Origin of the sequence: Pseudonocardia nantongensis (assembly GCF_046546495.1) — a bacterium.
GTDB classification, from domain to species: Bacteria; Actinomycetota; Actinomycetes; order Mycobacteriales; family Pseudonocardiaceae; genus Pseudonocardia; species Pseudonocardia nantongensis.
In genome coordinates, this window is sequence record NZ_JBKGXT010000003.1 from 298,690 (window position 1) to 310,248 (window position 11,559).

10 protein-coding genes are annotated in these 11,559 nt (G+C 74.7%); 8 read left to right on the plus strand and 2 right to left on the minus strand.

From position 1 onward, the window contains the following. Positions 1-445 precede the first annotated feature (445 nt). Positions 446-1,573: an HAD family hydrolase gene (locus ACLFMI_RS05165; RefSeq protein ID WP_410946567.1), complete on the plus strand. Its 1,128-nt coding sequence runs from the start codon at positions 446-448 to the stop codon at positions 1,571-1,573. Between the two features lie 353 nt (positions 1,574-1,926). Here the strand turns inward: ACLFMI_RS05165 and ACLFMI_RS05170 are convergent, their stop codons facing one another. Further along, the gene (locus tag ACLFMI_RS05170) at positions 1,927-2,679 is read right to left on the minus strand and encodes an oxidoreductase (RefSeq protein ID WP_410946568.1); all 753 of its coding nucleotides are present in this window, start codon (positions 2,677-2,679) and stop codon (positions 1,927-1,929) included. Between the two features lie 293 nt (positions 2,680-2,972). Between ACLFMI_RS05170 and acs the strand changes: the two genes are divergently transcribed. The 7 genes from acs to ACLFMI_RS05205 all read left to right on the plus strand — a co-directional run bounded on the left by acs (position 2,973) and on the right by ACLFMI_RS05205 (position 10,319). Further along, positions 2,973-4,955 (plus strand): acetate--CoA ligase, encoded by a 1,983-nt coding sequence (acs, locus tag ACLFMI_RS05175; protein WP_410946569.1) that lies wholly within the window; start codon positions 2,973-2,975, stop codon positions 4,953-4,955. 107 nt (positions 4,956-5,062) lie between these two features. Continuing rightward, on the plus strand, positions 5,063-5,503 hold the full coding sequence (gene arfB, locus ACLFMI_RS05180; RefSeq protein WP_410946570.1) for an alternative ribosome rescue aminoacyl-tRNA hydrolase ArfB: 441 nt from the start codon (positions 5,063-5,065) through the stop codon (positions 5,501-5,503). A gap of 129 nt (positions 5,504-5,632) precedes the next feature. Beyond that, on the plus strand, positions 5,633-6,163 hold the full coding sequence (locus ACLFMI_RS05185) for a phage holin family protein (RefSeq protein ID WP_410946627.1): 531 nt from the start codon (positions 5,633-5,635) through the stop codon (positions 6,161-6,163). A 30-nt stretch (positions 6,164-6,193) separates the two neighbouring features. Further along, complete coding sequence (locus ACLFMI_RS05190) at positions 6,194-7,108, plus strand: alpha/beta fold hydrolase (protein WP_410946571.1); 915 nt, start codon at positions 6,194-6,196, stop codon at positions 7,106-7,108. 127 nt (positions 7,109-7,235) lie between these two features. Further along, entirely contained in the window at positions 7,236-8,504 is a 1,269-nt protein-coding gene (purD, locus tag ACLFMI_RS05195; protein ID WP_410946572.1) for a phosphoribosylamine--glycine ligase, read from the plus strand. A 230-nt stretch (positions 8,505-8,734) separates the two neighbouring features. Further along, a complete protein-coding gene (locus ACLFMI_RS05200) occupies positions 8,735-8,947 on the plus strand; it encodes a hypothetical protein (RefSeq protein ID WP_410946573.1) in 213 nt (70 codons plus the stop codon). A gap of 253 nt (positions 8,948-9,200) precedes the next feature. After that, positions 9,201-10,319 carry a pyridoxal phosphate-dependent aminotransferase gene (locus tag ACLFMI_RS05205; protein WP_410946628.1) on the plus strand — a complete coding sequence of 373 codons (1,119 nt, stop codon included), beginning with the start codon at positions 9,201-9,203 and terminating at the stop codon, positions 10,317-10,319. Between the two features lie 9 nt (positions 10,320-10,328). Here ACLFMI_RS05205 and ACLFMI_RS05210 read toward each other — a convergent pair whose 3' ends face one another. Then, entirely contained in the window at positions 10,329-11,375 is a 1,047-nt protein-coding gene (locus ACLFMI_RS05210; protein ID WP_410946629.1) for a threonine aldolase family protein, read from the minus strand. Positions 11,376-11,559: the final 184 nt, after the last annotated feature.

Consider the following 11,559-nt stretch of genomic DNA (forward strand, 5'->3'; position numbering starts at 1 on the left):
GCTCGGGCGGCGAGCAACGGGGGCGACCCTGCACAGAGGACGGCCCTGCACAGAGGACCGCCCTGCACAGAGGACGGCCCCCGCCAGGGGGGATTGGCGGGGGCCGTCGGTCGGTTCAGCCCCGGGGGGTCGAGCTGAACCGCGCCCGGACCACGTCCGAGCTCTCCCAACTGTAGCCGTAATCGCGCCATCCCGCCCAGACCCGGCCCGTGGCCTGCGCCGACCGGTCCGGGAGGCGGTGTGGTGCGCGGCGGCCGGCAGCCGCGGAGTACGCCGACCGGTGGCCCACTGCCGCCGACCGGTCGTGTCCGCCGGTCACTCTGCGCTGTCGGCCCCGGAACCGGCTGTGGCCGGTACCCCGCACCGGGCCGGGCGGCGGAGCGGGGTCGTGCCGGTACTTCCGGCCGGTGCTGCAGTGGGTCCCGGTCTGGCAGGCTCCGCACCCGTGCCCGACGCTTCCGCGCCCGTCCCGACCGCGACGCCCGCGCCGCCGACCGGTCCCGGCGGCGCCTCGCTCCCGCTGCAGGCGGTCTTCCTGGACCTGGACAACACGATCATCGCCGGCTCCAGCGCGCTGGCGTTCACCCGGCCGTTCGCCCGGTACGGCCTGATCGACCGGGCGACCGTGCTACGCGGTGCGTGGGCCCAGCTGCTGCTGGTGCTCGCCGGCGCCGACGCGTCCACGATGGACACGTTGCGCCGCAGGATGACCCTGCTCTGCCAGGGCTGGGAGGTGGAGCGGGTCCGCACGATCGTCGCCGCGACCCTGCACGAGGTGATCGGCCCGCTGGTCTACCCGGAGGCCCGGCGGCTGATCGAGCGGCACCGGGCGGAGGGCGCCGAGCTCGTGCTGCTGTCGGCGTCCGGCCTGGAGGTGGTCGAACCGATCGCCGCCCTCATCGGCGTCGACCGGTACCGCGCGACGACCATGCGGATCGAGGCCGGCCGCTACGCCGGGGAGATCGAGAACTACTGCTACGGCGAGGGCAAGGCCGAGGCGGCCCGGGAGATCGCGGCCGGAGCCGGGCTGGACCTCGCCCGGTGCGCCGCCTACACCGACTCGATCACCGACCTGCCGCTGCTGGAGGCGGTCGGCCTGCCCGCGGTGGTGAACCCGGACCGGGAACTGCGCCGGATCGCCCGCGAGCGGGGCTGGCCGGTGCTCGCGTTCGTGCGGGCCCGCTCGCGCCGGGACCGGCTCTTCCGGTTGCGGGACCGGCTCGCGGACCGGTTCGCGGGCCCGGCCGGCCCGGGACCCACGGCCGCCCGACCCGCCGATGTCGCGCTCGCCGGTTCGGCGTGGGCGGACCGTGCGGCAGAAGGCCGGCCGGGCGCCGACCCGGCGGGGACGGAGGGCGCGGACCGGCCGGGGACCGGCCCGGCACGAACCGGGTCCGGGAGCCCGGTGACACGGTCCGCCGCGACCCTCGCCGCCCTCACCGCGGCCGGCGGTCTCGTCGCGCTGTGTCGCAACCGTGCCCGTCGTGATCGGCGGGGTTCCGGCAACGAGACCGCCGTCCGGGCGACCCCGCGCACCCACCCGGACGCCGGACCGGTCACCCCCTGCTGCTGAACCGGTGCACCCGATGGCGAGGGTTGCCCACCTTCGGCCCCCAGGACTAGGAAGAGGGGCACGGAAACCGGGTCAGGCCAGGGGCGGTTCGGAGGAGAAGAGCCCGTCCCCCCAGGCTCGGGGGCCGTACGCGAGATCCGGGCACTCCACGGAGAGCACGCCGCGGGAGGCATGTCGTAGTGGGACTGCGTACCGGGACGCCGGGCGCCGAGGCCATACACACACGACACGTAGTGCACGCAGGGATCCCGGACTCGCGTCGGGCCGGGCGGTGCTCCTGACGGGGGTACCGCCCGGTTCTTCGTCGTGGTCGGCCCGGGTCGTGGCCGCGCCCGCCCGGTGGTGACCCCTGGTCAGCTCCCCTGCGCGGAGGCGATCGACAGACCCTCCCGGCCGCCGGCCTCCCACTCCGCGCAGCAGTGCGTGATCCAACGGGCCAGTCCCTCGGGCGTGCCTCCCGCGAACCCCTCCGCCGCCTCCCGGTAGGCCGGCTGCCGGCGCAGGAAACCGACCTCGGGCACGCACAGCCCGCGGGGATCCAGACCGGACGACATCGCCGTCAGCCGGGCGGCGGCCCGGGCGACGACGCCGTCGGCCGTCCCGAACGCGCGCAGCGACAGCAACTCGCCGTGCACGACGGCGACCAGGACCGGCGCCGGTACCCGGGTCCCACCGCCGAGCAGGTCCGCGAGCGTCGACAGCCGCGACGACACCCCCGCCCGGGGCCGGCCGAGCACCGTCTCGTGCTCGGCCGCGGGGACCAGGTCGGTCGCGGCCAGCACGTGCAGCCGGGCCAGCCCCTGCAGCGGTGCCCGCCCCCACGTGTCCAGCAGCCGGGCCCGCTCGTCGGCGATCCGGACCGCCCCGGCCAGCACCGGATCGGACACGTGGTCGGTGGTGGCCGGGGTGAGCGGGGCGCCGTCCAGGGCCGCCGACGAGCGGGCCGCGCGCAGCGCCGCCTCGGCGGCCGTCGCCGGCCAGCCCCGCCGGTTCACCGGCTGGTTGTGGACCTCGGTCGCCGCGTCCCGCGCGCGCTCCACCGCCTCGGGCACGCCGGGCAGAAGGGCGAGCGGGCCGAGTGGGTCGTCGGTCGCGGTCCGGGCCATGGCGTCATCGTCGCACCCCGGTGGCCGACCGCTCGTCGGACACCGGTCGGCCGCCGGTCGGCCACCCGCCGAGCCGCGCGGTGGGTACCGGCCCTGGGCCAGGGGCCCGGAACCGCCTCCGACCTGCTCCAACGGTGGGTCCGCTCGCCGAGCGGTGTGCCGGGAAACCCACACAGACGGTGCGGACGGCGATCGGGTTCACTAGCGTCGGCCCGCACACGCGTGCGCACGTCACGTGCGCTACGGGGTCGTTCCGGCCCGTTCACTGCCGCGTCGAGGAGGACACGAGGACCATGGCCGAGTCCGAGAACAGCAGCGGCGCACTCAGCGCACTGTCCACCGAGAGCCGCTCGTTCCCGCCGTCGGAGGAGTTCGCCGCCCAGGCCAACGCCACCGCCGAGTGGTACGACCGCGCCGACGCCGACCGGGAGGCGTTCTGGTCCGAACAGGCCGAACGCCTGAGCTGGGCGAAGAAGTGGGACACCGTCCTGGACTGGCAGCCCCCGTTCGCCAAGTGGTTCGTGGGTGGCGAGCTGAACGTCGCGTACAACTGCGTGGACCGGCACGTCGAGGCCGGCAACGGCGACCGGGTCGCGATCCACTGGGAGGGTGAGCCGGGCGACTCCCGCACCATCACCTACGCCGACCTGCAGCGCGCGGTCTCCAAGGCCGCCAATGCGCTGGCCGAGCTGGGCGTCGGGAAGGGCGACCGGGTCGCCATCCAGCTGCCGATGATCCCCGAGGCCGTGATCTCGATGCTGGCCTGCGCCCGGGTGGGTGCGCTGCACAGCGTGGTGTTCGGCGGGTTCTCCCCGGGGGCGCTCAAGGCCCGGATCGAGGACGCCGAGGCCAAGCTGCTGATCACCAGCGACGGCCAGTACCGGCGTGGCAAGCCGGCGCCGATGAAGGAGAACACCGACCAGGCGGTCGAGGGCACCTCGATCGAGCACGTCCTGGTCGTGCGGCGGACCGAGACCGAGGTCCCGTGGACCGAGGGCCGCGACCTGTGGTGGCACGACGTCGTCGACGCCGCCTCCGACCAGCACACCCCGCAGGCCTTCGACTCCGAGCACCCGCTGTTCATCCTCTACACCTCGGGCACCACCGGGAAGCCGAAGGGCATCCTGCACACCTCGGGTGGCTACCTGACCCAGGCGGCCTACACCCATGACGTGACGTTCGACCACAAGCCCGGCGAGAGCGTCTACTGGTGCACTGCCGACATCGGCTGGGTCACCGGGCACACCTACATCGTCTACGGCCCGCTGGCCAACGGGGCGACCGAGGTCGTCTACGAGGGCACGCCGAACACCCCGCACGAGGGCCGGCACTGGGAGATCGTCCAGAAGTACGGCGTCTCGATCTACTACACCGCGCCGACGCTGATCCGGACGTTCATGAAGTGGGGCGACGACATCCCCGCCCAGTACGACCTGTCCTCGCTGAAGGTGCTCGGCACGGTCGGCGAGCCGATCAACCCCGAGGCCTGGATGTGGTTCCGGGAGAAGATCGGCGGCGGGCGGTGCCCGATCGTCGACACCTGGTGGCAGACCGAGACCGGCGCGACCATGATCGCCCCGCTGCCGGGCGTCACCGCGACGAAGCCGGGATCGGCGATGCGGCCGGTGCCGGGGATCTCGGCGATCGTCGTGGACGACTCGGGCACGCAGGTCGGCAACGGCGAGGGCGGCTACCTGGTCATCGACAAGCCGTGGCCGTCGATGCTGCGCGGCATCTGGGGCGACACCGAGCGCTACAAGGAGACCTACTGGTCCCGGTTCGCCGAGCAGGGCTACTACTTCGCCGGTGACGGCGCGAAGTACGACGACGACGGCGCCATCTGGCTGCTCGGCCGGGTGGACGACGTCATGAACGTGTCCGGGCACCGGATCTCCACCACCGAGGTGGAGTCCGCGCTGGTCAGCCACCCGACCGTGGCCGAGGCCGCCGTCGTCGGCGCGGCCGACGAGACGACCGGCCAGGGCATCGTCGCGTTCGTGATCCTGCGCGGGGGCACGGCCGCCGACGACGACGCCAAGGGCGACGAGGCGATCAAGGCGCTGCGGGACCACGTCTCGAAGGAGATCGGCCCGATCGCCAAGCCGCGCCAGATCATGGTCGTCGAGGAGCTGCCGAAGACCCGCTCCGGCAAGATCATGCGCCGGCTGCTGCGCGACGTCGCGGAGAACCGTGAGGTCGGCGACGTCTCGACGCTGGCCGACACCTCGGTGATGGACATGATCACCAGCGGGATGTCGGAGTCCAAGGAGGAGTGACCCGCTCGCCTGCACGGTGACCACGGTCCCCGGACGCGAGCCGCGTCCGGGGACCGCGCCACGGCTCCACAACGCGGGTCACCCACCCAGGAGCCCACAATGCGGGGATGGACGGGGACGGGGTTCGGGTGCGGCGGGGGTTCGTCGTGCCGGAGCGGGAGCTTCGGTGGCGGTTCTCCCGTGCGTCGGGACCGGGTGGGCAGGGCGTCAACACCACCGACTCCCGGGTGGAGCTCTCGTTCGACGTCGCGGGTTCGCCGAGCGTCCCGGACGGGCTGCGCGAACGGGCCCTGGAACGCCTCGCGCACCGGCTGGCCGGCGGCATCCTGACGGTGGTGGCGCGCGAGCACCGCAGCCAGCTGCGGAACCGGGAGGCGGCCCGCGAACGGCTGGCGTCGGTGCTGGCCGAGGCGACCGCGGCCGGCCCGCCGAAGCGGCGGCCGACCCGTCCGACGGCCGGGTCGAAGCGCCGCCGGCTGGACGCCAAGACGCACCGGGGGACGCTCAAGCAGCAGCGCGGCCGGCCCACCCGCCACCCGGACGAGTGAGCGACCCTCCTCCGGACGGGGACGGCGTGGCGTAGCCGAGCAGGCGAGGGATCCCCATGGCACGATGACGGCTCACGATCGACGGCCGTCCGGGGGAATCAGGACTCCGGGGCCGAGCGCGCAGGAGGGATCACGGTGGCCAGCTCGACCAGCCAGTCCGGCGACGCGGAGGTTCCGCCCGTCCTGCCCTCCATCCCGCTCACGCCCGAGCCGGGTCCCCGCGAGCAGTCCCTCGGGGCGCTCGCCAAGGACGTCACCGCGCACATGTCGACCCTGGTCCGCTCCGAGGTGGAGCTGGCCAAGGCCGAGGTGACCGCCGAGGTGAAGAAGGGCGTGCAGGGCAGCGTCTTCTTCGTCATCGCCGCGGTGATCGGGCTGTTCAGCCTGTTCTACCTGTTCTTCACCCTGGCCGAGTTCCTGTCGCTGTGGCTCAACCGGGCCGCCGGCTTCGGGATCACCTTCCTGCTCATGGTGCTGGTGGCCGGCGTGTTCGGCCTGCTCGGCTACCTGCGGGTCCGCAAGATCCGCAAGCCGGAGCGGACCATCGACTCGCTCAAGGACTCCGCCCAGATGCTGTCCCAGCGCGGCAAGGGCGACGAGCAGGAGAACGTCCGCGAGCTGGGCGACGGCTCGTCCGGGCGGCACGCCGCTGCGGGCTGAGCCGTGGGCGTCCCGGTGGACCCGGCTGTCGTGCGGGTCGCCGGACCGTGGACGCACCGGCACGTCTCGGCGAACGGGATCCGCATCCACCTCGCCGAGGCCGGACCGCCGGACGGCCCGCTCGTGGTGCTGCTGCACGGGTTCCCGGAGTTCTGGTGGACCTGGCGGCATCTGGTGCCGCTGCTGGCCGGGCGCGGCTACCGGGTCGTGGCGCCGGACCTGCGCGGCTACGGGGACACCGACAAGACCCCGCGCGGCTACGACCTGTGGACCCTGGCCGGGGACTGCGCCGGCCTGGTCCGGGCGCTGGGTGAGCGGCGCGCTCACGTCGTGGGGCACGACTGGGGCGCCGCGATCGGCTGGAGCGTCGCCGCGCTGCACCCGCGGCTGATCGCCTCGCTGACCGGACTCGGCGCCCCGCACCCGACGACGATGCGCGATGCGCTGCTGCGCGACCCGCTCGGCCAGGGCCGGGCGAGCCGCTACATGGCGGGCTTCCAGGTCCCGCGCCGTCCGGAACGGACGCTGCGTGCGGACGGCGGCGCCCGCGTCGAGCGGATCATGCGGGCCTGGGCCGGGCGGGACTGGATCGGCACCGAGGACTTCGCCGACGCGCTCCGGCGCAACCGCGAGGCGATCCGGATCTCCACGGTCGCGCACTGCAGCCTGGAGTACTACCGGTGGGCGGTGCGCTCCCAGCTGCGCAGTGACGGCCGCCGGTTCGCCAGGGACGTCTCCGGGCCGGTGCGGGTGCCGGTGTTGCAGGTGCACGGCGCCGACGACCCGTGCGTGCTGGACGCGACCATGCGCGCGACCCGCCGGTTCGCCGGGGCCGGGTTCACCCACCACGCGCTCCCCGCCACCGGGCACTTCACGCACGAGGAGCGGCCGACCCACGTCGGCGCGCTGGTCGGCGCGTTCCTGGACCGGGTCGGCGGGCGCTGACCCGGCCGAGCCGCGGTGCCGGGTCGTCACCGGCGCGGCCGCGTGCGCGTCGCTCCCGGGACCCGCGGTGCGGGGTCGAGGATGCCGGTTCCACCCCCCGCACGCCGCGCCTCTACGCTCGGCTCCCGTGCGAATCCTGGTCGTGGGTAGCGGCGCGCGAGAGCACGCCATCGCGGTGTCCTTGGCGCAGGATCCGGAGGTGACGGCCCTGGCCTGCGCCCCGGGCAACGCCGGAACGGCGGCCGTCTCCGAACAGTTCGGCCTGGACGTCGGCGACAACGACGCCGTCGTGGCCGTCGCCCGGACCTGGCAGGCCGACCTGGTGGTGATCGGCCCGGAGGCGCCGCTGGTCAGCGGGGCCGCGGACGCGGTGCGCGCGGCCGGCATCGCCTGCTTCGGACCGGGTGCCGGGGCCGCCCGGATCGAGGGGTCCAAGGCGTTCGCCAAGTCGGTGATGAGCTCGGCCGGGGTGCCGACGGCGTCCTCGGTGGTGGTCGACAACCCGGCCCACCTGGACACCGCGCTGGGCGTGTTCACCCCGCCCTACGTCGTGAAGGACGACGGCCTGGCCGCCGGCAAGGGTGTCGTGGTCTCCGACGACGTCGAGGTGGCCCGGGCGCACGCGCTCGGCCTGCTCGACGCCGGGCACCCGGCGCTGCTGGAGTCGTTCCTGGACGGCCCGGAGGCATCGCTGTTCTGCCTGGTCGACGGGACCACCGTGGTGCCGCTGCTGCCGGCCCAGGACTTCAAGCGCGTCGGCGACGACGACACCGGCCCCAACACCGGCGGGATGGGCGCCTACTGCCCGCTGCCCTGGGCCGGCGCGGGCCTGGCCGACGACCTGGTCGAGCGGATCGTCCGCCCGGTCGCCACCGAGCTCGACCGCCGCGGCGTGCCGTTCTCCGGGCTGCTCTACGCCGGCCTGGCGCTCACCTCCCAGGGCCCGGCGGTCGTCGAGTTCAACTGCCGCTTCGGCGACCCGGAGACCCAGGCGGTGCTGGCGTTGCTGCGCACCCCGCTGGCCCGGCTGCTGCACGCCACGGCCACCGGCACCCTCGCCGAGCAGCCGCCGCCGGACTGGTCGGACGACTCGGCGGTGACCGTGGTGGTGGCGGCCGAGGGGTACCCGGCCACCCCGCGCCTCGGGGACGTGATCACCGGAGCGGACGGCGACGGGGTGCGGCACGCCGGCACCCGGCGGCGCGAGGACGGGGCGGTCGTGTCCTGCGGCGGTCGGGTGCTGTCGGTCGTCGGGACCGGCGCGGACCTGGCCGCGGCGCGGGCCGACGCCTACGCCCGGCTGGAGCCGGTGCGCCTGGCGGGCTCGCACCACCGGACCGACATCGGGCTGCGCGCCGAACGTGGAGAGGTCAGCATGCCTGTCTCCCTGCGCTGATTATTTCCTCAGCTTTACGGCCAGATGACCGTGTGAGGTTGGTCTATTCGGCGTCGATCCCTTCGTGACCAGCTGATCTCTCCCGCACGTGGCCGGGCGTCCCGCGGATGTGTAGAAAGATCTTGAATAGCAGGTAAAGCCGGTCATCTGCGTTTGATCACGGTGCCCGGCCCGTGGATCGTTCGGAGCAGGGGCACAGCCGGTGCCCTTGAGCCACAGGAGGATCCATCATGGCCAACGCTCCCCAGCCGGCCCGCCGTCGTCGCGCGCTGACCCTCGTCGGTGCCGTCGTCGCCGCGCCGCTCGCGACCCTGGCGTTCAGCGGTTCGGCGCAGGCCGCCGAGCTGACCCCGATCGCCGAGTACCTCGACACCACCGTCGCGGACACCGAGGCGCAGCTCGGTGGCGCGCTCGACGCGCTGGGCCTCGAGGCCGCCGAGTGACCTTCCGTCCGTGACGGGTCACCACGGCGGGTCCGGCCCCTTCCCCTCGGGGGAGGGGCCGGGCCCGCTGGACGTCCGCGCGCCAGCTCCGGGCTCCCGGCCGGGCGCGCGGGCCCCGGCGACCGGCTGCCGCGCTGCCCCGCCGACGGGCGGCCTACCCTCGGGACCCGTGACCGGACCCAGCACCGCCGCGAGGACCGGGACCTCCCGGCTCACCGTCGCCGCCCGCGCCGCCGTCGCCCCGTTCCACGTGATGGACGTGTGGGCCGCGGCCGCCGAGCGGGCCCGCAGCCACGGCGACCTGATCAACCTCTCGGCCGGCCAGCCGTCCACCCCGGCCCCCGAACCGGTCCGCGCCGCGGCCGTGGCCGCGCTGCAGGGCGAGGTCCTCGGCTACACGGTCGCGCCGGGCATCCCGGAGCTGCGCGAGGCCGTCGCCGGGCACTACCGCCGCACCCGCGACCTGGACGTCGATCCCGGTGACGTGGTGCTCACCACCGGCTCGTCCGGCGGGTTCCTGCTGGCCTTCCTGGCCGCGTTCGACGCCGGCGACCGGGTCGCGATGGCCCGTCCCGGCTACCCCTGCTACCGCAACATCCTCTCCGCGCTGGGCTGCGAGGTCGTCGAGCTGCCGTGCGGGCCGGAGACCCGGTTCCAGCCCACGGTGGCGATGCTGGAGGAGCTCGACGAGCCGGTGAAGGGCCTGATCCTGGCCAGCCCGGCGAACCCGACCGGCACCGTGCTCGAGCCGGCCGAGCTGGCCGCGCTCGCCGTTTACTGCGAAGAGCGCGGGATCCAGCTGGTCAGCGACGAGATCTACCACGGCATCACGTTCCCCGGGAGCCCCGCGACGACCTCGGCGTGGGAGACCTCGCGGGAGGCGGTGCTGGTCAACTCGTTCTCCAAGTACTTCTCGATGACCGGCTGGCGGCTGGGCTGGCTGGTCTGCCCGCCGCGGCTGCGCCGCACCGTCGAGGGCCTGGCCGGGAACTTCACCGTCTGCCCGCCCGCGCTGCCCCAGCACGCTGCGCTGGCCGCGTTCGACGAGACCTCCTACGCCGAGGCGGACGCGCACGTCGTCCGGTACGGGCGCAACCGGGACCTGCTGCTGTCCGGACTGCCCGGGATCGGGATCGACCGGCTCGCCCCCGCGGACGGTGCCTTCTACGTCTACGCCGACGTCGCGCACCTGCTCCGTGACGGCGAGGACTCGATGGGGCTGACCTACCGGCTGCTCGCCGAGACCGGGATCGCGGTCGCCCCGGGCCCGGACTTCGACCCGGTCGACGGCGGCGGTTACGTCCGGTTCTCCTGCGCCGGCGAGCCGGACGGGATCTCCGCGGCACTGGAGCGCCTGCGCGCCTGGGTCTGAGCCCGGCGGTCAGCTGAGCGCGCTGCGCGCCTGCTGCGGCAGGTCCCGGGTGCGGTCCAGCTGGGCCGGGGGAGCCCCCGGCGACCCGGTGCTGGCCGGGCCGACCTCGCCGATCCGGTCCAGCACGGCGGCGATGTGCCGGTCGGTGACGTCGCGGTGGGTCATCAGCCGCAGCTTCCCGGCGATCGCCCCGGCACGGACCCCGGCCTCGGCGAACGCGGCGATGGTGCCGGCGACGTCCGCGACGTCGACCAGCACGATGTTGGTCTGCGGCTCCCGGACCCGCCAGCCGCGCTCGCGCAGCCCGGCGGCCAGGGTCGCGGCCCGGGTGTGGTCCTCGGCGAGCCGGTCGACGTTCTCCAGGGCGACCAGCCCGGCCGCGGCCATCATCCCGCCCTGCCGGACACCGCCGCCGAGCATCTTGCGCAGCCGCCGGGCGTGCTCGACGAACTCGACCGACCCGGCGACGACCGATCCGACGGGCGCGCCGAGGCCCTTGCTCAGGCACACCGACACCGTGTCCGCGCCGACGGTCAGCGCCCCCGGCGGGACCCCCAGCGCGACGGCCGCGTTCCACAGCCGCGCGCCGTCGAGGTGCACGGCCAGCCGCGCGGCCCGGGCGGCGGCGGCGAGTGCGGCGTGCTCCTCCGGCGCGGTGACGGTGCCGCCCGCGGCGTTGTGCGTGTTCTCCAGACAGAGCAGCGCCGGGTGCAGCGCGGCGTAGGACCCGTCGGTGGCCGCGGCGCGGCGGACCGCGGCGGCGGTGACCTTGCCGGGGCCGCCGTCGTGCGGCAGCGGGCGGGGCATGCCGCCGGCCAGCCACGCCGACGTCCCGAGCTCGAAGTCGAGCACGTGCGAGCCCTGCGGGGCGAGGAACGCCTGACCGCGGTCCAGGTGGCTCATCAGCGCGACGATGTTGGCCATCGTCCCGGTCGGGGTCCACAGCGCGTCGGCGGCGCCGAGCAGCCCGGCGACCCGCTCCTCCAGCTCGCGCATCGTCGGGTCGCGGTCGAGCACGTCGTCGCCGACGGCGGCCTCGGCCATCGCCGACCGCATCGCCGCGTCCGGGGCCGTCACGGTGTCCGACCGGAGATCGACCGGCTCGTCGTCGGGGACGGCTCCGCGGGTGGAACCGCGCACTGCTCGGCGGTTGCGGGGTGACGGGCGCACTCGCCCAGTCTCCTGCATCGGGGGCTCCGACGACACGGCAGGGTCACGAAAAGGTCACGGCACCGCCGTC